This window comes from Sphingomonas sp. SP5 (genome assembly GCF_058313455.1).
On record NZ_JBZFLF010000005.1, the window covers coordinates 58,865 to 80,753 of the forward strand.

General features: G+C 69.4%; 16 protein-coding genes and 1 tRNA gene. 9 read left to right on the forward strand and 8 right to left on the reverse strand.

The window, feature by feature from the left end:
* The first annotated feature begins 17 nt into the window (after positions 1-17).
* On the forward strand, positions 18-1,817 hold the full coding sequence (locus AC4GY7_RS13080; RefSeq protein WP_491114859.1) for an aminopeptidase P family protein: 1,800 nt from the start codon (positions 18-20) through the stop codon (positions 1,815-1,817).
* On the opposite strand, the gene AC4GY7_RS13085 is transcribed toward AC4GY7_RS13080, so the two are convergent.
* Positions 1,778-1,936, reverse strand: a complete 159-nt coding sequence (locus AC4GY7_RS13085; RefSeq protein ID WP_491114862.1) for a hypothetical protein — start codon at positions 1,934-1,936, stop codon at positions 1,778-1,780. The genes AC4GY7_RS13080 and AC4GY7_RS13085 overlap by 40 nt on opposite strands.
* An 83-nt stretch (positions 1,937-2,019) precedes the next feature.
* Here AC4GY7_RS13085 and AC4GY7_RS13090 point away from each other — a divergent pair.
* Positions 2,020-2,094, forward strand: a tRNA-Thr gene (locus AC4GY7_RS13090).
* A gap of 12 nt (positions 2,095-2,106) precedes the next feature.
* Here the strand turns inward: AC4GY7_RS13090 and AC4GY7_RS13095 are convergent.
* From AC4GY7_RS13095 to AC4GY7_RS13125, 7 genes are all read right to left on the reverse strand, one after another.
* Complete coding sequence (locus tag AC4GY7_RS13095) at positions 2,107-3,018, reverse strand: dimethylarginine dimethylaminohydrolase family protein (RefSeq protein ID WP_491114865.1); 912 nt, start codon at positions 3,016-3,018, stop codon at positions 2,107-2,109.
* 71 nt (positions 3,019-3,089) lie between these two features.
* On the reverse strand, positions 3,090-4,634 hold the full coding sequence (locus tag AC4GY7_RS13100; RefSeq protein ID WP_491114868.1) for a carboxylesterase/lipase family protein: 1,545 nt from the start codon (positions 4,632-4,634) through the stop codon (positions 3,090-3,092).
* Positions 4,621-5,631, reverse strand: coding sequence for a PfkB family carbohydrate kinase (locus AC4GY7_RS13105; protein WP_491114871.1), 1,011 nt, complete (start codon positions 5,629-5,631; stop codon positions 4,621-4,623). The genes AC4GY7_RS13100 and AC4GY7_RS13105 overlap by 14 nt, the downstream gene beginning before the upstream one ends.
* 154 nt (positions 5,632-5,785) lie before the next feature.
* Positions 5,786-6,556, reverse strand: a complete 771-nt coding sequence (kduD, locus tag AC4GY7_RS13110) for a 2-dehydro-3-deoxy-D-gluconate 5-dehydrogenase KduD (protein WP_491114874.1) — start codon at positions 6,554-6,556, stop codon at positions 5,786-5,788.
* Between the two features lie 5 nt (positions 6,557-6,561).
* On the reverse strand, positions 6,562-7,404 hold the full coding sequence (kduI, locus tag AC4GY7_RS13115; RefSeq protein WP_491114877.1) for a 5-dehydro-4-deoxy-D-glucuronate isomerase: 843 nt from the start codon (positions 7,402-7,404) through the stop codon (positions 6,562-6,564).
* Positions 7,405-7,413: 9 nt separating this feature from the next.
* Positions 7,414-8,886 carry a glucuronate isomerase gene (uxaC, locus tag AC4GY7_RS13120; protein WP_491114880.1) on the reverse strand — a complete coding sequence of 491 codons (1,473 nt, stop codon included), beginning with the start codon at positions 8,884-8,886 and terminating at the stop codon, positions 7,414-7,416.
* 211 nt (positions 8,887-9,097) lie between these two features.
* Positions 9,098-10,126: a LacI family DNA-binding transcriptional regulator gene (locus AC4GY7_RS13125; RefSeq protein ID WP_443584327.1), complete on the reverse strand. Its 1,029-nt coding sequence runs from the start codon at positions 10,124-10,126 to the stop codon at positions 9,098-9,100.
* 116 nt (positions 10,127-10,242) lie between these two features.
* Here AC4GY7_RS13125 and AC4GY7_RS13130 point away from each other — a divergent pair, with 116 nt between their 5' ends.
* The 7 genes from AC4GY7_RS13130 (at position 10,243) to AC4GY7_RS13160 (ending at position 21,864) form a co-directional block, all read left to right on the forward strand.
* Positions 10,243-11,709, forward strand: a complete 1,467-nt coding sequence (locus AC4GY7_RS13130) for a UxaA family hydrolase (RefSeq protein ID WP_491114884.1) — start codon at positions 10,243-10,245, stop codon at positions 11,707-11,709.
* Complete coding sequence (locus AC4GY7_RS13135) at positions 11,706-13,142, forward strand: mannitol dehydrogenase family protein (protein ID WP_491114886.1); 1,437 nt, start codon at positions 11,706-11,708, stop codon at positions 13,140-13,142. Before AC4GY7_RS13130 ends, AC4GY7_RS13135 begins: the two co-directional genes overlap by 4 nt.
* 115 nt (positions 13,143-13,257) lie before the next feature.
* Positions 13,258-14,052 (forward strand): 2-keto-4-pentenoate hydratase, encoded by a 795-nt coding sequence (locus AC4GY7_RS13140; protein ID WP_491114889.1) that lies wholly within the window; start codon positions 13,258-13,260, stop codon positions 14,050-14,052.
* 26 nt (positions 14,053-14,078) lie between these two features.
* Positions 14,079-15,398: an MFS transporter gene (locus AC4GY7_RS13145; protein WP_491114892.1), complete on the forward strand. Its 1,320-nt coding sequence runs from the start codon at positions 14,079-14,081 to the stop codon at positions 15,396-15,398.
* A gap of 169 nt (positions 15,399-15,567) precedes the next feature.
* Positions 15,568-19,257: a LamG-like jellyroll fold domain-containing protein gene (locus AC4GY7_RS13150; protein WP_491115358.1), complete on the forward strand. Its 3,690-nt coding sequence runs from the start codon at positions 15,568-15,570 to the stop codon at positions 19,255-19,257.
* Positions 19,254-20,483 carry a DUF885 family protein gene (locus tag AC4GY7_RS13155; RefSeq protein ID WP_491114894.1) on the forward strand — a complete coding sequence of 410 codons (1,230 nt, stop codon included), beginning with the start codon at positions 19,254-19,256 and terminating at the stop codon, positions 20,481-20,483. The genes AC4GY7_RS13150 and AC4GY7_RS13155 overlap by 4 nt, the downstream gene beginning before the upstream one ends.
* A 70-nt stretch (positions 20,484-20,553) precedes the next feature.
* Positions 20,554-21,864, forward strand: coding sequence for a glycoside hydrolase family 130 protein (locus tag AC4GY7_RS13160; protein WP_491114897.1), 1,311 nt, complete (start codon positions 20,554-20,556; stop codon positions 21,862-21,864).
* The last annotated feature ends 25 nt before the right edge of the window (positions 21,865-21,889 follow it).

Sequence of the window (21,889 nt, forward strand, 5' to 3'; positions counted from 1 at the left end):
TTTGACGGACCCTTCCGATGACCCATCATGCCCGCCTCGCCGCGCTCCGCGCCGAACTCGCCCGCGCCGGGCTCGACGGCTTCGTCGTGCCGCTGACCGACGAGCATATGAGCGAATATGTCGGCGGCTATGCGCAGCGGCTCGGCTGGCTGACCGGCTTCGGCGGCTCGGCCGGCACCGCGGTGGTGCTGGGCGACGCCGCTGCGATCTTCACCGACGGCCGCTACACCTTGCAGGTGCGCGAACAGGTGTCGGCGGACGACTGGTCCTATGTCGCCGTGCCGCAGGACAGCGTCGCCGGCTGGCTCGCCACCCATGCCCCGCAGGGCGGCCGGATCGGCTATGATCCCTGGCTGCACACGAGCGCCTGGGTGGCGGACACCGCTGCCGCCCTCGCCGCGCGGGATGCGACGCTGGTGCCGGTCGCCGCCAATCCGATCGATGCGGTCTGGACCGATCGCCCCGCGCCCTCGCCCGCCCGCCTCACCCCGCATCCCGATGCGCAGGCGGGGCGTTCCTCCGCCGCCAAGCGCGCCGATATCGCCGACTGGCTGGCGGCGAACCGGGCGGATGCGGTGGTGCTCACCGCGCTCGATTCGATCGCCTGGGTGCTTAACGTCCGCGGCAGCGACGTCGCGCATACCCCGGTGGCGCTATCCTATGCGATCGTCGGCAGCGACGGCACCACCGACCTGTTCGTCGCGCCCGACAAGGTCGACGACGCGGTGCGCCAGCATCTCGGCAACGCCGTCCGCCTCCACGACCGTGATGCCTTCGACGGCGCCCTGCGCACCCATGCCGGCCGGCGCATCGCCGCCGACCCCGAGCGCGCCGTCGCCGCGATCTTCGACGCGCTCGCCGCGGGCGGTGCGACGGTGCTGCCGCTGCGCGACCCGGCGGTGCTGGCCAAGGCGCTCAAGAACCCCGTCGAGGTCGCCGGCCACCGTGCCGCCAGCCTGCGCGACGGTGCCGCGCTGTCGCGCTTCCTGCGCTGGGTGGAGACGGAGGCGGTGCACGGCGGCCAGACCGAACTCTCCGCCGCCGCCAGGCTGCTGGAATTCCGCCAGCAGACCGGCTGCCTGCTCGACACCTCGTTCGACACCATCTCTGCCACCGGCGCGCACGGCGCCAGCCCGCATTACCACGTCACTGAAGAATCGAACGCGCCGCTCGTGCCGGGCGACCTGTTCCTGATCGATTCGGGTGGCCAATATGCCGACGGCACCACCGACGTGACGCGCGTGGTGCCGATCGGCGCGCCGACCGCGGAGATGCGCGATCGCTTCACCCGCGTGCTGAAGGGGCATATCGCCATCGCCACCGCGATCGTCCCCGACGGCACCTGCGGCGCGCAGATCGACGCCTTCGCCCGCCGCCCTTTATGGGAGGCCGGGCTCGACTACGCGCACGGCACCGGTCACGGCATCGGCAGCTATCTGTCGGTCCACGAAGGGCCGCAGCGCATCGCCTCGCCCAATTATCCCGGCGGCGCCAGCCTGGAGCCGCTGCGCGCGGGCATGATGCTCTCCAACGAGCCGGGCTATTACAAGGCCGGCGAATACGGCATCCGCATCGAGAACCTGCTGCTGACCGTCCCCGTCACGGTGCCGGGTGGCGACCCCGACCGACAGATGCTGGGGTTCGAGACGCTCACCTTCGCGCCCATCGAACGCAGCCTGATCGATCCCGGCCTGCTCACCCCCGCCGAACGCGCCTGGACCGACGCCTATCATGCGGAGGTGCTCGCCACGATCGGCCCGATCCTGGCCGGCGAGGATCACGCCTGGCTGGTATCCAAATGCGCGCCGCTCGACTGATTCCCCTCGGCCGGCGTGTCCGCCGCGGCCGCGCCGGCGCGCGCCTGTGCCTTGCGCCGGCGCAGGTTGGCCCGCAATTCCGCCGCCAGCCGCGCGGCCCGTTTGTCCTTGTCGCTCATCGAATCTGCCTAAACCTCTCACCCAACGCTTGACAATCCGCCCCTGGTCGTCTCTAGGCGCGCTTCCCGCGTTGGACGCGAGTGCTGCCGTAGCTCAGTGGTAGAGCGCATCCTTGGTAAGGCTGAGGTCGTGAGTTCAATCCTCACCGGCAGCACCATTTTTCGTCCGGTCACGACCCGCTGCGTCGGGCCAGCGGCATCGTCAGGCAGTGGATGCCGCCGCCGCAGGCGGTGAACTGGTCGATGGCGAGTTCGACCACCTCGAACCCCGCATCCCGCATCATCGCCGATACCCGCGGCGTCGCCGCTCCGGCGAGGATGGTGCGGCCATCGAGCGACAGGATGTTGCAGCCGAGCCGCCGCGCCTCCTTGTAGGTGACGGGCAGCACCGAGATGCCGCGCGCCGCCACCGCGGCCAGAAAGGCGTCGTCCAGCACCTCCGTACAGGCGAGCGCATGGCTGGCGTCCAGCATGCAGAACAGCGTGTCGAGATGGAGGAAGTGCGGGTCGTAGCGATAGCGCAGCACCTCCCATCCCTCCGCCTCGAAGCGGGCGGCGAAGGCATTGGCGCCGGCCTCGTCGGTGCGCTCGCCGGAGATGCCGAGGATCAGCAGGCCGGGCCGCGCGATGCAGACGTCGCCGCCTTCGATCGTGCCCTCCGCCACCCGCGCGATCGCGCCGGTCGTCCACCGTCCGGCGACGCGGGCGAGATGCGCCGATTCCCGGGCGCGGTGCGGCAGCGCGGGATTGAGCGCGACGAGGCCCCATGGCGTCGTCACCGCCACGTCACGGGTGAAGCAGAGATCGGCAAGGTCGGGCTCGGCGGGCAGGATGTGGCAGGCGACGCCCCGCGCCGCCAGCGTCTCGTGCAAGGCGCTGTGCTGCGCCATCGCCTGGTCGGTCGAGGTGGCGAAGCCCTCGCGCAGGTGCTCGCGCGTCACCGAACAGCATGGCACCGCGCTGAGGAACGCCGGCGGGCAGAGCGCCACCACGGTCAGCGGATCGGTCTCGCCGCAGACCATAGCGGCGCGGGGACGGGCGGCGACTGCCGCATAGCCTTGTTCTTCGAACGTAATTTTCATGCGACCTCTCGGTCGCTAGGAGCGCGCGGCGCGGCACATCGTTCCGCGGCGGGCAAGCGGCGGCGAGCGGTTCAGGTCCCCGGCTGGATGTACGGCACGCGCGCGAACAGTTCGCGCTGCCAGCGACGCGGATCGTTCTCCACCCGGCTCCTTGCATCGAAGATCATCGTCGCCCGGTCATCCAGCGTGTAGCGCGGCCAGCGGGGCGATCCGGGGTGATTGGGGTCGCCGCTGCGCGCGAAGGCGACGAAGCTGTCCTGCATCGCCTTGCTGGCGGCACGCGCATCGGCGCCGGTCCCCGTCTCCGATCCCTTGGCGTCGAGCGTGCCGAACACCAGGGGGATATCCATGGTGTGGAAGGCGCCGCGCCGCGGATCGGTGCGCGAGGCGTAATCGACCTGATAGACGAAGGCGGGGGCGCCGGCGCGGGCGCGCTCCTCCGCCTCGATCACCTGCCCGCGCCAGCTGCGGCCCGCGGTCGTCGCGCCATAGAAGACGTCGAGCGGGCTCCACGTCGGAAATTGCGCGCGATATTGCGCGACCACCCATTCGGGCAGGATGTCGATCCTGAGTTCGGGTGCCATCCGCTCGGGCAAATTGTCCCAGCTCAGCCCGCGCAGCCGGGGCGAATCGGCGCCGATGAAGGCCCGCGTCTCGTCGTGCACGTTGCCCAGCATCATCGGGATGGCGAGCCCTTGCGGGTTCGCATCCGGCCAGAACGGGTGGCGGGTCAGCCAGCGCATGTCGAGCACCGGTCCGAAATAGACGCCGCCGCCGAGGATCGGATCGACCGCCTCCAGCGCCTCGACCAGCTGTGCGGTCGGCAGCGTCGAGACGTCGCCCTGCCCCAGCTTGGCGAGGAACGCCTTGGCCCGCGCGGTGGCGTTGAGCGGCCCCGATGCGGTCACCTGCTGCCCGCTCATCGTCGCGGCGCGGTGGAACAGGCCCTTGGCGGCGGGCATGCCCATCATCGTCGCGATCTTGGCGCCGCCGCCCGATTGGCCGAACACCAAGACGCGGCGAGGATCGCCACCGAAGGCGGCGATATTGTCGCGCACCCATTGCAGTGCGCAGATCAGGTCGAGCTGCCCGGCATTGCCGCTGTCGGGAAAGCGCGGGTCGAGCCGGGCGAGATAGAGATAGCCGAAGGCGTTGAGCCGGTGGTTCACCGTCACCACCACCGCATCGCCCCGCGCGGCGAGATGCCGGCTGTCGTTCAGCGGATCGGTGACGCTGCCGTTCGAATAGGCCCCGCCGTGGATGTAGACCATCACCGGCTTCTTCGCATCGCTACGCGGATCGGCGGTCCAGACGTTGAGGAACAGGCAATCCTCGTCCTGCGGACCGTATGGCCCCTTTTGCGGGCAGACCGGGCCGAACGCCTCGGCGCGGACGGTCCGTCCCGGCTGCGACACCGGTACGGGCGCCCGGAAGCGCTCGGCGCGCGCATAGCGGATGCCGCGAAAGGCGTGGACCTCGCCATCGCGCGTACCGACGAAGTCGCCCGCCGGTGCGCGTACCGCCGCCGGCGCCTGGGCGCGCGCGCCAGCGGTCAGCACCATCGCCGCGCCGGCGCCGATCGCCGCGCGGCGGCTCACCCCGTCAGCGGCGGACATCCAGGCCACCTGCCAGATAAGCGTCGATATCGGCCTGGCGGAACAGCGAGGCATCGCCCGGCAGCGAATGCTTCAGCGCGGTGAGCGCCAGGCCGGTCGCCGCCGCCGCGCCGATATCGCCACCGTTGCGCAGCGCGTGCAGCACGCCGCTGGCAAAGGCATCGCCGCCGCCGATCCGGTCGACGATGCCGGCGAGCACCACCTCCTCGGTCTGGGCATGGCCGTCGCGCGTATCGATCCGTGCCGAGACGCGGTGCAGGTCGACGTTCTCGACGTGGCGCGCGGTGGACGCGATCGTCTTGAGCTTGGGGAAGGCGGCGAACGCCGCCTCGGCCGCATCACGGCGCCGGTCCTCGCCGTCATGCGCGGAGAAGTCGCGGTCGAGCAGCAGCGCGATATCGCGATGGTTGCCGAACATCAGCTCGGCATGTTCGACCAGCTGGGTGAGCAGCGCGCGCGGATCGGCGTCCCAGCGTTCCCACAATTTGGCGCGGTAGTTGCCGTCGAACGAGATCGGAATGCCGCGCTCCGCGGCGGCGCGGACGGCGGCGATGGCACTTTGTGCCGGCACCGCACCGAGGGCCGGGGTGATGCCGGAGAGATGGAAACCGTCGACGCCGTCGAACAGGGCATCCCAGTCCCACCCATCGGCCGGCGCCTCGGCGAAGCTCGAATGCGCGCGGTCGTAGATCACTTCGGTGGCGCGCATGCCGGCGCCCGAGGTGACGAAATACAGGCCCATGCGGTGGCCGCCGAAGCGGATGCCGCGGGTGTCGACGCCATGGCTGCGCAAGGTGCCGATCGCCGATCGGCCGAGGTCGTTGTCCGGCACCATGCTGGCGAAGCCGACGTCATGACCGAGCCTGGCGAGCGCGGTGGCGACATTGGCTTCCGCGCCCGCCACCCACACGTCGAAGCGCGGCGTCTGGAGCAGCAGCTCGCGCCCCGGCGGCGACAGCCGCAGCATGATCTCGCCGAATGCCAGGAACTTGGCCACGTCTCTCTCCCATCATTCCTCCCCGGTACGGGGAGGGGGACCGCGCCGCGCAGCGGCGGGGTGGAGGGGCAGCCACAGGCGATGATCCTGCTTGGCTGCCCCTCCACCAGCCTGACGGCTGGTCCCCCTCCCCGTACCGGGGAGGATCATTACTTCACCGTGCCAGCCAACCGCCGTCCACGGCAAGGATATGCCCCTGCACGTAATCCGCCGCGCGGCTGGCGAGGAACACCGCCGCACCGCCGAGGTCCTGCGGATCGCCCCATTTGCCGGCGGGGATGCGATCGAGGATGCTCTTGTTGCGCACCTCGTCGGCCTGCAGTGCCGCGGTGTTGTTGGTGGCGATATAGCCCGGCGCGATCGCGTTGACGTTGACGCCCTTGCCCGCCCATTCGTTGGCGAGCAGCTTGGTCAGGCCGCCGATGCCGCTCTTGGACGCGGTATAGCTCGGCACCCGGATACCGCCCTGGAAGGTCAGCATCGAAGCGATGTTGATGATCTTGCCGCCGCCGCCCTCTTTCTCATGGCGTGCGATCATGTGCCGGCCCGCCGCCTGGCAGAGGAAGAACACCGACTTGAGATTGGTGTCGACGACCGCGTCCCAATCCTCCTCGGTGAAATCCACCGCGTCGGCACGGCGGATGATGCCGGCATTGTTGACGAGGATGTCGAGCCCGCCGAGCTTGGTCACCGTTTCGTCGACGACGCGTGCCACCGGCTCGATGCTCGACAGGTCGGCAGAGACGATCTCGGCACGACGGCCGAGGTCCCGGATCTGCCGCACCGTCTCTTCGGCAGGCGTACGCCCGACGCAGGCGACGTCGGCACCCGCCGCGGCGAGCGCCACCGCGATCGCCTGGCCGATGCCGGTGTTGGCGCCGGTGACGACCGCGACCTTGCCCGTCAGATCGAAGGGATTGGCCATCCCGCTCACGCCAACTGGCAGATGTCGAGGACGTTCATGTCGGTATAGTCCTGGTTCTCGCCCGCCATCGCCCAGATGAAGGCGTAGGACTTGGTTCCCGAACCCATGTGGATCGACCAGGGCGGGCTGATCACCGCTTCCTCGTTCGCCATGACGATATGGCGGGTCGCTTCACCCTCACCCATATAGTGGAACACGCGATCCTTCTCGAGATCGTCCAGTTCGAAGTAGAAATAGATTTCGCTGCGGCGCTCGTGGATGTGCGGCGGCATGGTGTTCCACACGCTGCCCGGCTTCAGCACGGTGAGGCCCATCACCAGCTGCGCGCTGTCGCACACGCCGGGGATGACGAGCTGGTAGATCGTCCGCTCGTTCGATTCCTCCAGGCTGCCGCGCTCCAGCGCATTGGCGTCGGCGATGCCGAGCTTGCGGGTCTCGAACGCCTTATGCGCCGGGCAGGACGCCAGATAGAAGCGCGCGCCGTCGCCGGAGAACTGGACGTCCTTGGCGCCCATCGTGACGTACAGGCAGTCCTTGTTGCCGAGCGTGAAGGTCTCGCCGTCGACGGTGACGGTGCCTTCGACGGCGGACACGTTGACGATCGCGAGCTCGCGGCGTTCCAGGAAGGGATGGCCCTTCGCCGACGCCGGCTCTTCCTGCGCGGGCAGCGCAACGCTGCCGCTCTCCACGTGGACGCCACCGATCACGAAGCGGTCCGCATGCGTGTAGTTCAGCACGCACTCACCGGCGCGGAACAGGTTCTGGATCAGGTAGCGGTCACGTAGTTCGTCGTTGGAGACGCACTCCATCATATCGGGATGGGTGGCGTAATAGGTGCGATCGAACATGGGGACTCCTTAAGCGGCAATGCCGTTGCACATAGTGGAAGAGCTTCCCAAGCTCTTATCACCCTGTGCATCGATGCGATAGGCGCGGCGGACGAGGCCGCTGGTGAGTTCGTGCGCGAGGTCGGCCGCCTCCCAATCCTCCAGCCGATGCTCGGCGACAAGGCGGGCGAGGAAGCCGCAGTCGATCCGCCGCGCCACGTCGTGCCGGGCGGGGATCGAGAGGAAGGCGCGGGTGTCGTCGTTGAAGCCGACGGTGTTGTAGAAGCCGGCGGTTTCCGTCGTCATCTCGCGGAAGCGGCGCATACCTTCAGGGCTGTCGTGGAACCACCAGCTCGGCCCCAGCTTCAGGCAGGGATAATGGCCGGCGAGCGGCGCGAGTTCGCGGGCGTAGACGCTCTCGTCGAGCGTGAAGAGGATGATCGACAGGTCGCGCGCGGTGCCGAACCGGTCGAGCAGCGGCTTCAGCGCATGGACGTAGTCGGTGCGGCCGGGGATGTCGGCGCCCTTGTCCCGGCCATGGCTGGCGAACAGGCCGGCATTGTGGTTGCGCACCGATCCGGGGTGGATCTGCATGACCATGCCGTCCTCGGCGCTCATCGCCGCCATCTCGGTCAGCATCTGCGCGCGGAAAAGTTCGGCATCGGCGGCGGTCCAGTCGTTGCCGGTGATGCGCGCGAACAGCGCCTCGCACTCGGCCGTCGACAGGTTGGCGGTCGCGGCGGTCGGATGGCCGTGATCGGTTGCGGTGGCACCGGCGGCGCGGAAGTCGGCACGGCGCTTGCGATGCGCGGCGAGATAACCCCGCCAGCTGTAGACGTCCTCGTCGGTCAGTTCGGCGAAGCGTCGCATCGCGCCCGCGAACTGTTCGTGCTCGACGTCGATGACGCCATCGGGACGATAGGTGGTGACGACACGGCCGTTCCAGCCGCTCTCCCGGATGCGGTGGTGCGCGTCGAGGCTGTCCTGCGCCCCTTCGGTGGTGGCGAGGAAATCGATGCGGAACCGGTCGAACAGCGCACGCGGACGGAAGGCCTCGGTGGCGAGCTTGTCCCCGATCGTGTCGAAGTAGAGGTCGGCGGTGGCGGGCTCGAAGGCCTGCGTCAGGCCGAACACCTCGGCGAACACATGGTCGAGCCACATGCGCGAGGGCGTGCCGCGAAACAGATGGTAATGATCGGCGAACAGGCGCCACGCGGCACGCCGGTCGGTCGCCGGCACCCCGTCCCGCCGCGGGATCGCCAGCGCGTCCAGGTCGACACCCTGGCTATAGAGCATGCGGTAGAGATAATGGTCCGGCGCGAGCAGCAGCGTGGTCGCATCGGTCCAGTTGTGATTGTCCGCAAACCAGGTCGGATCGGTGTGGCCGTGCGGGCTGACGATCGGCAGGTCGGCGATTTCGGCATAGAGCGTCCGCGCGATGGCACGGGTTGTCGGGTCGGCGGGAAACAGCCGATCGGGGTGCAATTCCAGCGGGCGCGTCATCGCCTGTTCCTCTCCGTCGCTCTGCGGGTTGCGTGCTGGTAACCGGTGTCAGGTTCGGGTGCAACCTCTCCCATTCCTCCCCGGCACGGGGAGGTGGCGGCGCGTAGCGCCGACGAAGGGGGGCATCCACAAGCGACCTCCTGGGTGGAGAGTCCCCTCCGCCATTCGGCTGCGCCGAACGGTCTCCCTCCCCGTGCCGGGGAAGAATGGGTCAACTGCCCGGCGATGCGACCGAGCCACGGCGGATCAAGGTCGACAGGAACAGCGACGGCTCCTCGACGTCGCCCTCGCCTTCCTGTTCGCCGGCGATCAGCTTGAGGGCCGCCGAGCGCGCCATGGAGGCGATCGGCCAGCGGACCGTCGTCAGCGGCGGCCAGACGTGGGCGGCGATCGGCGTGTCGTCGAAGCCGATGATCGACAGGTCGCGCGGGATGTCGAGTCCACGCTGGCGGGCGGCGTGGATCACGCCCGCCGCCATCTCGTCGTTGCTGGAAAAGATCGCGGTCGGCCGCGGGATTACGTCGAGCAGCCGCTCGGCGGCGACCAGCCCCGATTCGAACGTATAGTTTCCGTCGGCGATCATGCTGCGCGGCATGGCGATGCCCGCCGCGCCCAGCGCCTCCTCGAACCCGGCGCGGCGTTCGCGCGCCGACCGGAAGCCGTGCGGGCCGCCGACGAAACCGATGCGGCGGTGGCCCTGCGCGATCAGGTAATCGGTCGCGGCGCGCACCGCCTCGCGGTCGTTGGAGGCGACCATATGGTCCGGCCCGTCGAGCGCCGCCGAACCCATGCGGACGTAACGGCAGCCGATATCGACGCACAACCGCGCCACCGTGTCGTTCTCGCTGATCGGCGGCATCAGCAGTACGCCGAACAGCCGCTGGCGTTCGAGGAAGTGGCGCAGATCCTCCAGCATCGTCGCCGAACCGCGGTCGAGCGGGCGCACCACCATTTCGAATTCGGTGTCGTGCAGCGCCTCCAGCATGCCCTGCTGGACGTTCATCACCGTCTGCGCATTCGGATTGTCGTGGACGAGGCCGATCAGGAAATTACGCCGGAGCGCCAGCGCCCGTGCCTGCGGATTGGGGGTGTAGCCGAGCTCGCCGATCACGTCCTCGACGCGTTTGCGCGTCTCGTCGTTGAGCAGCGGCGAACGGTTGATGACGCGGCTGACCGTCTTCTTGGACACGCCCGCGATCCGGGCCACGTCGTTGATCGTCGGCTGGCCGGATTTGCGCATGACGGCGACGATAGCGGCGGTGGGTCGGCCGCGCCAGCCCGGCCGGCTTGCGCTCGCCGCGCTTATCCGCCATGAAATTGACACCGGTTCCCAAATTGCGGAACGAGAGAGGATCCATGATCAAGGCGCTTACGATCGCTCCGGGCGACAGCGTAGCGACGCTGCTCGAAGACGGCCACGCCGGCGACCGCGTCGGCGACGTCGTGCTGACCGCCGACGTGCCGCGCGGCCACAAGGTCGCGTTGACCGCCGTCGAAGCCGATCAGCCGGTGGTCAAGTTCGGCTTTCCGATCGGTCGCGCCCGCCGCAGCATCCGGCCGGGCGAGCACGTCCATAGCGAGAACCTCGCGACCGGCCTGTCGGGGACCGAAAGCTACCGCTACGCCCCCGTCGCGCCGCCCGCGCCGGAGCCGCGATCGGCCGCGACGTTCGAAGGCTATGTTCGCGCCGACGGGCGGGTCGGCACCCGCAACGAAATCTGGATCCTGCCGACCGTCGGCTGCGTCGCGCGCACCGCCGAACGGATCGCCAAACAGGCGGGTGCCGCGCTCGCCGGGCAGGTCGACGGGGTCCACGCCTTCACCCATCCGCACGGCTGTTCGCAGCTCGGCCACGACCTGGACGGCGTGCGTGCGATCCTCGCCAGCCTCGCCTGCCACCCCAATGCCGGCGGCGTGCTGCTGGTCGGGCTCGGCTGCGAGGAGAACCAGGTCAAGGAGCTGCTCGCGGCCATCCCGCCCGAACGGCACGGCGCGATCCGCTATCTCACCGCGCAGTTCAGCACCGACGAGGTGGAGGAAGGCTGCGCGCTCGTCGCCGAGCTGGCGGCACAGGCGGCGTGCCCGCGACAGACGGTGGGCATCGACCGGCTGGTGCTCGGCGTTAAATGCGGCGGGTCCGACGGCCTGTCGGGATTGACCGCCAACCCGCTGGTCGGCCGGATCAGCGACCGGGTGGTCGAGGCGGGCGGCCGCGTCGTCTTCACCGAGGTGCCGGAGATGTTCGGCGCCGAACAGATGCTGATGGATCGGGCGGTCGATGAGGGCGTGTTCGGATCGATGGTCGGCGTCATCAACGGCTTCCGCCAGTATTTCATCGATCACGGCGAGCCGATCAGCGAAAACCCCTCCCCCGGCAACGTCGCCGGCGGCATCACCACGCTGGAGGAAAAGTCGCTCGGCGCGGTGCAGAAGGCGGGGCGCGGCATCGTCACCGACGTGATCGGCTATGGCGCGCGTATCCGTCACGACGGCCTGACGCTGCTGGAGGCGCCGGGCAACGACGCCGTCTCGTCCACCGCGCTCGCTGCGGCGGGGGCGACCGCGATCCTGTTCACCACCGGCCGCGGCACGCCGCTGGGCTTTCCGGTGCCGACGGTGAAGATCGCCTCCAATTCCGATCTCGCCGCGCGCAAGCCCGGCTGGATCGATTTCGATGCGGGCGCGGTGCTCGACCAGGGTTTCGCCGAGGCGGAAGCGATGCTGCTGGCACGGATCTGTGCCATTGCATCGGGCGCGCCGACTGCGGCCGAAACCAACGACGAACGCGAGATCGCGATCTGGAAACGGGGTGTGACGTTATGAACCGACTGAGCCACGCGACACTGGGCCAGCTGCCGACCGCCATCGCCGCCCCGCGCGGCCGTGCCACCCCGGGCGTCGGCATCGTCCATTTCGGTCCCGGCGCCTTCCACCGCGCGCATCAGGCGGCCTATGTCGACACCGTGCTGGAGCACGATCCGCGCTGGGGCATCGCCGCCGTCTCGATGCGCAGCCGCGGCACCGTCGAGGCGCTGGAACGGCAGGACGGCCTCTACACGCTGGCGATCCGCGATGCCGAATCGGACATGCGCGTGATCGGCGCGCACCGCCGCTTCCTGGCCCCCGATGCGGCGGCCGAGACGCATGCGCTGCTCGCGGATCCCGCCGTTGGCCTCGTCACCACGACGGTGACCGAAAAGGGCTATTGCCTCGGCGGCGACGGCACGCTCGACATGACCCATCCCGATATCGTCCGCGACCTCGCCGGCGCGGCGGTGCCGGCAAGCGTGGTCGGCTGGATCGTCGCCGGCCTCGCCGCGCGACGCGCCGTGGGCGCCAAGCCGTTCGTGCCGATGCCGTGCGACAATCTGGCGAGCAACGGCGCCAAGCTGCACGCCGCATTGGTCGCCTTCGCCCGCGCGCAGGACGGGGCCCTCGCCGACTGGATCGCGGGCGAGGTGCGCGTCCCCTCGACCATGGTCGATTCGATCACGCCCGCCTCCGACGAAGCGCTCTACACCGCCGTCGCCGACGCGCTGGGCGTCGAGGACCGCGCCGCCGTGCAGCGCGAACGCTTCACGCAATGGGTTATCCAGGACATCGGCATGCCGCTCGGCCCCGATCTCGCCGCGGCGGGCGCCACCGTCACCAGCGACGTCGCCGGCTACGAGAAGGCGAAGCTGCGCATCCTCAACGGCGCGCATTCGACGCTCGCCTATCTCGGCCTGCTGCGCGGCCATGCCAGCGTCGCCGAGGCGATGGCGGATGCCGATCTCGCCCGCTTCGTCGATGCGATGATCCGCGACGACATCATCCCCATGCTGCCGCAGGTCGCGGGGCTCGACCTCGATGCCTATCGCGCCGCGGTGCTGGACCGGTTCCGCAATCCGGCGATCGTCCACCGGCTCGACCAGATCGCGATCGACGGTTCGCAGAAGCTCCCCTACCGCCTCGGTGACACGCTGTCGGCCAATCGCGCCGCCGGGCGCCTGCCCGCGCATGTCGCCGCCGCGCTGGGCGGCTGGGTCGCCTTCCTGATCGCGCGCACCCGCGCCGGCATCGCCATCGCCGATCCCGCCGCCGACCGGCTGGCGGCTGCGGCAAGCGATGCCGACCCGGTCGCCGTCGTCCGCCGCCTGGTCGAAGCCGGCCTCGGCCTGCCGCCGCAGGTCGCGGGCGATGCACCCCTGCTCGCCGCGATCGAACGCGCGGCGGTGGCGGCGCATGAGGCGCGCTGGAGCGCGCTCTTCGGCTAGGCCAGAATGTGTGTTTCGATGGCTGGGGCCAAGCGGACGCTTGTCAATGACACCGGTTTCCAATAGCCTTCCGGCCAGAACAGAAGATCAGCGAGAGGGGGGCGTTCAGCCCGACATGATGCCACAGACCGATTCCGCTTCCGTCCAGGATACCGCCCGCGCCTTCGTCGAGGCACGCCGCGACGGCCGTGCGCTGCCCGACTATCCGGGCACCATCCCGCCCGACCTCGCCACCGCCTATCGCGTGCAGGATGCCGCGCTCGATCTCGCCAGCGGCGCGGTGGCGGGGTGGAAGGTCGGACGGATCAACCCGCCGGTCGACGGCATCGACCGGCTGAGCGGCCCGATCTTCGCCGAAACGGTGTTCGACGCGACCGACGGCACGCTCGCGATGCCGATCTTCGCCGACGGCTTCGGCGCGGCGGAGGCGGAGTTCCTCGTGCGCATCGGCACCGCGCCCGATCCCGCCAAAACGCACTATACGATGGACGAGACGCGCGAACTGATCGACGCCGTCCATATCGGCATCGAGATCGCGAGTTCGCCCTTCCCCGGTATCAACACGCACGGGCCGACGGTCACCATCTCCGATTTCGGCAACAACTATGGGTTGATCGTCGGCGAGAACATTCCCGACTGGCGCTCGACCGACCTCAACGCCTGGCCGATCACGCTCGACATCAACGGCACGCGGATCGGCGCGGCCACCGCCGCGACGATGCTGGACGGCCCGATCGGTGCCGCCCGCTTCCTGTTCGAACATATGGCGGCACGCGGCATCGCACTGCACCCCGGCCAGTGGATATCGACCGGCGCGGTGACGGGCGTGCACCCGGTGGCGGTCGGTGATACCGTTACCGCAACTTTCGACGGCCGCTACACGATCGGCTGCACGATCAAGGCTCGCTAAGAAGCCCCTCGCAAACGGAGACAAGGATGGCGACGAGAGACGAGCGGGGCAGCGACCGGGCGCGGCAGGAAGCGCAGATCGCCGCCGCCGCCTCCACCGTGGGGCGGTATCGCTGGGTGATCTGCGGATTGCTGTTCGCAGCGACCGCGATCAACTATGTCGACCGGCAGATGATCGGCGTGCTGAAGCCGACCATCTCCGCCGAACTCGGCTGGTCGGAAACGACCTATGCCGACGTCATCTTCTGGTTCCAGGCAGCCTATGCGATCGGCTATCTGAGCTTCGGCAAGATCGTCGACGTGCTGGGCGCGCGCATCGGCTATTCGATCGCCTTCGTGATCTGGACCGCCGGCCATATCCTGTGCGGCTTCGTCAATTCGGCATTCCAGTTCAGCCTTGCCCGCGCCTTGCTCGGCATCGGCGAAAGCGGCAACTTCCCCGCCGGCATCAAGGCGGTAACCGAATGGTTCCCCGCCAAGGAGCGCGCGCTCGCCACCGGTGTCTTCAACGCCGGCGCCAATATCGGCGCGATCGTCACGCCTTTGGTCGTGCCGTGGATCGTCATCGACCTGGGCCTCGGCTGGCGCATGGCGTTCGTCATCACCGGCATCGCCAGCCTCGGCTGGCTGGTCGCCTGGATCGCGCTGTACCGCCGCCCGCGCGAGAGCACCAAGGTCAGCGCCGACGAGCTTGCCTATATCGAAAGCGACCCCGCCGATCCCGTGCAGCCGATCGCCTGGGGCAAGCTGATCCGCTATCGCGAGACCTGGGCGTTCGCGCTCGGCAAGTTCCTGATCGATCCGATCTGGTGGCTGTTCCTGTTCTGGACGCCCGACTTCCTCGGCAAGACCTACAACCTCGACCTCAAGAGCTTCGGCCCGCCGCTGGTCGCGATCTATCTCATCTCCGACATCGGTTCGGTGGCGGGCGGCTGGTCGTCGTCGCGGCTGATGAAGCGCGGCCTGACCGCCAATGCCGCACGCAAGCTGACCATGCTGGTCTGCGCGATCCTGGTGATGCCGATCTTCTTCGCCCAATATGCCAGCAACGTGTGGATCGCGGTCGCCATCGTCGGTCTCGCCACCGCCGCGCACCAGGCGTTCTCGGCCAACCTCTACACCCTGCCGTCGGACATGTTCCCGCGGGCCGCCGTGGGCTCGGTGATCGGTATCGGCGGAACGGTCGGCGCGATCGGCGGCATGCTGATGTCGAAGTTCACCGGCTACATCCTCGACACGACGCACAGCTACACACCGATCTTCGCGGTCGCCGGTTCGACCTATCTGATCGCGGTGATCGTCATCCACCTGCTCAGCCCGCGCCTCGCGCGGGTGGATGCCGCCTAAACCGTTAAATCACCCTCACCCTTCCGGCGCGTTCCGCGCCTCCCTCCCTCTCCCGTCGGGAGAGGGATAGACGCCGAATGCGGCGCTGGGTGAGGGTGACACCCGGAGAGGTTTCTTGAAGCTCATTTCCACCCTCGCGCTCGCCACCGCGCTGCTCGCGACGCCCGCCATGGCGCAGGACGGCCTCCTCTTCCGCGTCTCCGCCGACAAGGACCTGACCGCCGATCGCGCCGGCGGCGACCCTATCCCCAATTTCCGCAGCGCGGTGACGGTCACGCCCGATGGCGCGATCGGCGGCGCGGCACGCTGGGCAGACGAGGGCTATGTGGCGTGGAAGGCGCCGGGCAACATGATCGCGCAAGCCGGCACGCTCGCCTTCTTCTGGCGCGCGCGCGAGCCGGTTACCGACGCGCCCTTCGTCATCTTCCGCGCCGGCTTTGCCGACCACACCAGCTGGGACATGGCGTTCCTGCGCATCGACTGGAACGGCCACGGCTTCGACGCCTTTGTCACCGATGCGAACCTGTCCCGCCTGCGCGTCTCGTGGCGGATGCCGACGCCGCCGAGCGCGGACCAGTGGAGCCACATCGCCTTCGCCTGGGATGAAACGCAGGGCGTGCGCCTGTTCGTCGACGGCAAGGAAGTCGCGAAACTCGCACAGAAAGCCGACCTCGATTCCGGCCTCGACCAATTCGGCATGGCCGGCCGCGTCATCTCGCCGCATCAGGTGCAGAGCCGCTACAACTTCATGCGCGGCAGCGATTTAGACGAGATCCGCGTCTACGATCACATGCTGGCCGCCGCCGACGTCGCCGCGCTCGCCGCCAAGCAGGAGCCGGCCGCCACCGCGCCGCGCGATGCCGTCGCCGAACGCACCGCCTGGCTGCACCGCTATGGCTGGAACACGGGTGCGCCGCCGGTGCTCGGCGATCCGGTAACGCGCGTCCGCCGCATCGAATTCGCCGATGCCAGGGACCTCAAGGAATGGATGTACAAGGGTGTCGACGGCATCGCCGAAACAACCTGGCCCGGCGTCTACAACCGGTCGAAGCTGCCCGGCCGCGACGATTATTTCGAGCTTCCCGACTGGAACGTCTATGTCGAGGGCGGCAAGCGCTACGACCTGACCGTGCCCGCCGGCCAGCGCTTCAACCGCGTCGAGATCCGTGGCGCGGCCTATGGCGACCTGCTGTGGAACGACCGCAAGGTCGCCGGCCGGTCCAAGGGCGTCGTGCGCAGCGTCGATGCGCTGGCCGGGCGGACGGGCGGCACGCTGAGCTTCGTCAACACGATGCAGGAGCAGCCGATCCAGGAGATCTGGGCCTATGACGTGGCGGGCGAGGCGGAGCCTGCGGGCAGCTTCAAGCTCGCCTACACCGTCGATGCCAAAGCCTCGCCGCGGCTCGCCAGCCTGGACCCGCTCAACGCCTATATCGCCGGCCGCTACCCCGCCGACGAGCGCGCGACGGTATTGGCGATGCCGTCGTCGGGGATGAAGGTGGCGGTCGGTGCCGGCGCCGCGGGCGCCGCCGGCGGCGCCATGCAGCGCGCGCCGGGCAAGCCGATCGTCCATGTCCTGATCCCGGCGAGTTTCGGCGACGCCTATCCCGACAAGCCGCTGGCGCGCGCCTGGGATTACGGCTGGCAGAACGTGCACGACGGGCTCGACGGCATCGCCATCGACATCCCGGCGCTGAACGCAAAGCCCGATGCGCGCGGGCTGATCGCGCTCAACATTCGCGTCGCCGATCCGATCTGGCCGGCGCGCGCGATGATCGACCTGTCGATGTCGGTGCGCCCCAACCAGGCACGCACCCTGTGGCTGGACCTGCGCGACCGCATCCTGCCGAACGACGGACTGTTCCTGACCATCGCATCCGCCGCGCCGGATTTCGACGCGCAGAGCCTGGACGGGGCGAAGATCCGCCTGGTCTTCAAACCGCGGAGCGAGGCGGTGGCGGAGCATGTCGCCGACCGCTTCAACCAGGTGCGCGACAATTGGGGCTTCCTGGTCGAGGAACATACCGCCTCCAAGCGCGAGGCGCTGTACCGCCGCGTCTTCGCCGACATCTCCGACCTGCTGCGCGTCGATCCCGATCACGAACAGGGCCGCGCCTATTGGGCGGACATCAATTACCGGCCCGAGAATCTGCCGAAGGTCGCGTTGCCGGCGATCCCTGCGGGCGTGCCGGACTGGGCGGCGCGGCAGCTCGACGACCTCAAGATCACGCGCGACTTCGTGCTGTGGTGGATCGACCATCGCCAGGTGCCCTATGGCGACTTCGGCGGCGGCATCTCCGACGATACCGACCTTACCCAGCAATGGCCGGGCCTGGCGCTGATGGGCGTCGCGCCGGACAAGGTGAACGCCTCGCTGGTCGCGCTGTCCGACGCGGTGTTCCGGAACGGCATGCGGGTGAACGGCCTCGGCTATATCACCACCGACGAACTCCACGCTTATGAAGAAGGGCTCAACTCGGACGCCGAGCGGCTCTACCTCAACTGGGGCGAACCCAAGGCGCTCGAACGGATCATGGAGACGACGCGGGCACTGCAGGGCGTGATCCTGAAGAACCCGGCTGGGCACCTGCATTTCGCCACCAACTGGTATGGCGGGCGCAAGATGTACCGCCAGGGCGCCTTCGCCTGGCAAAAGCCGTACAGCTTCACCGTCCTGCACGGGCCGATCCTGCTCGGCCTCTACAACGCGAGTCCCGCGGCGCGCGGCCTCGTCACCGGCGTGATCGACGGCTGGATGGCGCACGGCACGCAAGGCCCGGACGGCACGTGGAGCTACCCTAACGAGATCAACTGGGACACGGACGCGACGCGGGTCGGCGACGGGGGCGGCGTATCCACGCCGTTGCAGGCGGCCTGGGCCTCGTGGCGCTTCACCGGCGACGAGAAGTATCTGCGGCCGATCCAGGCCCGGCTGGGCAAATCGGGCAATGGCATCGCCGAGTTCAACGAAAATGCCTTCGACCTGATGCCGGGCGGCGCGGCGTTGCGCGCACGGATCGCCAAGGCGGCGAGCAACGATCCCTTTGCGCGCTACACCGCCTGGACGGCGAACGGCGACACCGCACCGCTCGCGGCGCTCCATGCCGACGCTTGGGTCGACAAGGCGCAGCACCAGTACATGTATACCGAGGGGCATTGGTGGTCCGACCGCGTCGGCCAGCCCAACGAGATCCTGCAGCGCGAACGGCTGGGCGGTATCGCGCTCAACCGGAACCAGACGTGGCCGGGCAATACGGTGAGCTGGCGCTTCGATCGGGATGGTGCCGCGGAGCAGGTCGCGATCCTGGTGCCGAACCCGACGCGCGATGCGTTCAAGGTGATCGCCTACAACACCAGCGACGTGGCGCAGCGCGCGACCATGTCGACGTGGAACGTCACCGCTGGCGCATGGAGCGTCACCGTCGACGGCCAGCCGCCGGTGACGGTGCCGCTGGAGCGCAGCGCGGGGACGCAGGTGACTTTCGCGCCGCATGCGACGACGGTGATCGAGGCGAAGCTGCTGCGCGCGACGACGCCGGTCGAGCAGCGCCCCGATATCGGCATCGGCCGCGACGACGTGGCGGTGGCGGGGCGGCGGGTGACGCTGACCGTGCACGGGCTAGGCTCGGTGCCGTCCGGTGCGGGCGTGGCGACGCTGGTGACGGCCGACGGGCGCACCGTGGCGCAGGCGGCGATCCCGCCGATCGCCGCGCCGACGGACCTCAAGCCGCGCACGGTGGCGGTGCGGCTGACGGCTCCGGCGGGGGTGGATGCGAAGACGCTTACCGCGCGGATCGCGCTGGACGGTGACGCGGCGGAGGTGACGCGGCTCAACAACGCCGTGGCGCCGGGGCGGTGACCGCGTTCGATCGGCGATCGGTGGTCGCCGGGCTGGGGGCGTTCCTCGCCTGGCCGTCGTCCGCCGTGGCGCAAGACGCGGAGAAACTCAGCGCAGCGCTCGACGGAGCCGCCACGCTGCCGCCAGTACAGGCGCTGGCGAGCCTGCGCGGGTTCGACGACCGGGCATTGCCGACGGCGCGCCGGCTCGACCTGCTGACCACGCGGGCCGGCTTCGCGGTCGATGCGCAACTCGCCGCCCTGCCGCAGGCCGGCCCGCGCAAGGCCGGCTACCGGCCGCTGCCCGATGCGGGGCCGATCACCCCCGGCCATTACGCGCTGCTGCTCGCGCGGCCGCTCGGGCGGGTCGATCCCCGTGCGGCGCAGCGGCGGCTGACCCGTGAACTCGCCGCCCTGCACGCCCGCGCCGCACGCCTGTTCGCGACGCTCGGCATGGCGGAAGGGACGATCGGCGCCCGCTTCACCGCCTTGTGGCAGGACGAACGGTTCCTCTACGCCGATCCCGCCGCCGCCGTCGCCGACATGGCCCGCAGCCTCGCCGCCGCCCGCATGCGCGTGCCCGCAGCGGTCGGCCCGGTCCCCGCCTGGTGCACCGATGTCGCCGTACGCAGCCTGTCGCCCGCCGAGATCGCCGCCGGCCGCAACGGCTATCGCATCGTGCCCACGCGGACGCAGCAAGGCGCCTATATCGTCGACCTCAAGCAACTCCGCCGCCGCCCGTCGTGGACGCTGCCCAGCGTCGTCGCGCACGAGCTGCTGCCCGGCCACATGATCCAACTGGGGCTGGAGGGGATCGCCGCGCCGCACCCGCTCCGGATCGACTATGCGGCAAGCTTCGTCGAAGGCTGGGGCATCCATGCCGAGGCGCTGGCGGCGGCGGAGGGTGCCTTTCCCGATCCGTGGGTGCAGCTCGGCCACCTCCACTGGCTGATCTTCCGCGTCGCTCGCGCGCTCGCCGACCTCGGCATCCATCTTGACCGCTGGAGCCTGGATGCGGCGCGCGCGCATCTGATCGCGTGGCAGGGCGAGGCCGCCTATTTCGCGCCGTACGAGACGGAGCTGCCGCGCATCGCCCGCGAACCGGCGAGCCGCGTCGGCGAGGCGATGGCGTGGCTCGCCATCGCCGACGCGGTCGGCACCCGCACCGGGCGGCGGCGGATCGCGGCGCATCGCCGCCTGCTCGACCACGGCCGGATGCGCATCGAACAGATCGGCAACAGTTTCTAACGCAGGTGTCGGACCCGCAGGCGTGCTTCGCGCGTCTCACGTAGCATTCCGCTCCCTTCGGAGGACTTACGTGGCCGCTTCCTTCGTCCGCCACCTTTCGCCGACGCTGTTGCCCGATCCCAAGCGCACGGTGATCCGCCCGTTCCTGCCCGACGATCCGGAACCGTTCCGCGTCGAGGACCATCCGCGCGGCGACCGGATCGTCGACCGCATCCAGACCATGGACGATGCCGAGGTCGACGCGATGGTCGGCATCATCCTCGAAGGCCTCGGCGCCCGCCATCGCGAGGTGCCCGCGCTGCTGCTGCGCCGGTTCGAGGAAGTTTCCGGGCCGCTGAACCTGGATGCAGGGCTGTCGGAGGCGCGCAAGATCCTGATCGGCGGCTATTTCAGCGCCGAATATTCGTTCGAGGCGGCGGCGCTGTTCAACCCCAGCATCGTGCCCCACCCCGACCAGAGCGACTGCGCGGAGGGCGCGATCCGCTTCGTCCTGTCGTTGCGCGGGATCGGCGAGGGGCACCTCTCCTCCGTCACCTTCCGCACCGGCACCTGGGGGCCGGCGGACGACGATCTGGTGATCGACCCGCCGGGGCCGCAGGGCGTGCCGCCGGTGCTGGAGGAGCCCGATCCCGAACTCGTCCGCCAGATCGGCGCAAAGGCGCTGGTGCAGCTCAATTGCCGCGCCGCCCGCGAGCCGTCCGAAACCGTGCTGTTCCCCGTCGTCGAGAGCCAGAGCCGCGGCATCGAGGATCTGCGCCTCGTCCGCTTCCGCGAGGACGACGGGCGCGAGACCTATATCGGCAGCTACACCGCGGTAAGCGGTGAGCGCGCGCGGCAGGAGGTGCTGCAGACCGACGATTTCCGCCTGTTCCACATGCACCCGGTCGACGGGCCGGTGGCGAGCGGCAAGGGGATGGCGCTGTTCCCGCGCAAGATCGGCGGCAAGTTCGCCGCCCTGTTCCGCCACGACAGCGAGAACCTGTGGTACGGCACCAGCGACACGCCGCTCGCTTGGGACACGCCGACGCGGATCATGCAGCCCGAATATCCCTGGGAATTCGTACAGATTGGCAATTGCGGATCGCCGATCGAGATCGACGAGGGCTGGCTGGTGCTGACCCATGGCGTCGGCATGGTGCGCAGCTATTGCATCGGCGCCGCCTTGCTCGACCGCGACGATCCCACCAAGGTCATCGGCCGCCTGCCCGAACCGCTGATCCAGCCGGACGGCGAGACGTGGGACGGCTATGTGCCCAACGTCGTCTATTCCTGCGGAGGATTGGTGCGCGGGCGGACGCTGCTCCTCCCCTATGCGCTCGCCGACGACATGACGAGCTTCGCCGTCGCGCCCCTCGACGACCTGATCGCCGCGATGCGATAGCCCCCCATCCTCCCCCGCCAGGGGG

What these genes read in the sequence shown, in the direction of transcription:
- AC4GY7_RS13125 (WP_443584327.1), bottom strand. Translation starts at nt 10,126, where the DNA reads ATGCGCAAATCCGGCCAGCCGACGATCAACGACGTGGCCCGGATCGCG.
- AC4GY7_RS13150 (WP_491115358.1), top strand. Translation starts at nt 15,568, where the DNA reads ATGGCGCAGGACGGCCTCCTCTTCCGCGTCTCCGCCGACAAGGACCTG.
- kduI (WP_491114877.1), bottom strand. Translation starts at nt 7,404, where the DNA reads ATGTTCGATCGCACCTATTACGCCACCCATCCCGATATGATGGAGTGC.
- AC4GY7_RS13085 (WP_491114862.1), bottom strand. Translation starts at nt 1,936, where the DNA reads ATGAGCGACAAGGACAAACGGGCCGCGCGGCTGGCGGCGGAATTGCGG.
- AC4GY7_RS13145 (WP_491114892.1), top strand. Translation starts at nt 14,079, where the DNA reads ATGGCGACGAGAGACGAGCGGGGCAGCGACCGGGCGCGGCAGGAAGCG.
- uxaC (WP_491114880.1), bottom strand. Translation starts at nt 8,886, where the DNA reads ATGACGCGCCCGCTGGAATTGCACCCCGATCGGCTGTTTCCCGCCGAC.
- AC4GY7_RS13095 (WP_491114865.1), bottom strand. Translation starts at nt 3,018, where the DNA reads ATGAAAATTACGTTCGAAGAACAAGGCTATGCGGCAGTCGCCGCCCGT.
- kduD (WP_491114874.1), bottom strand. Translation starts at nt 6,556, where the DNA reads ATGGCCAATCCCTTCGATCTGACGGGCAAGGTCGCGGTCGTCACCGGC.
- AC4GY7_RS13135 (WP_491114886.1), top strand. Translation starts at nt 11,706, where the DNA reads ATGAACCGACTGAGCCACGCGACACTGGGCCAGCTGCCGACCGCCATC.
- AC4GY7_RS13130 (WP_491114884.1), top strand. Translation starts at nt 10,243, where the DNA reads ATGATCAAGGCGCTTACGATCGCTCCGGGCGACAGCGTAGCGACGCTG.
- AC4GY7_RS13100 (WP_491114868.1), bottom strand. Translation starts at nt 4,634, where the DNA reads ATGTCCGCCGCTGACGGGGTGAGCCGCCGCGCGGCGATCGGCGCCGGC.
- AC4GY7_RS13140 (WP_491114889.1), top strand. Translation starts at nt 13,258, where the DNA reads ATGATGCCACAGACCGATTCCGCTTCCGTCCAGGATACCGCCCGCGCC.
- AC4GY7_RS13080 (WP_491114859.1), top strand. Translation starts at nt 18, where the DNA reads ATGACCCATCATGCCCGCCTCGCCGCGCTCCGCGCCGAACTCGCCCGC.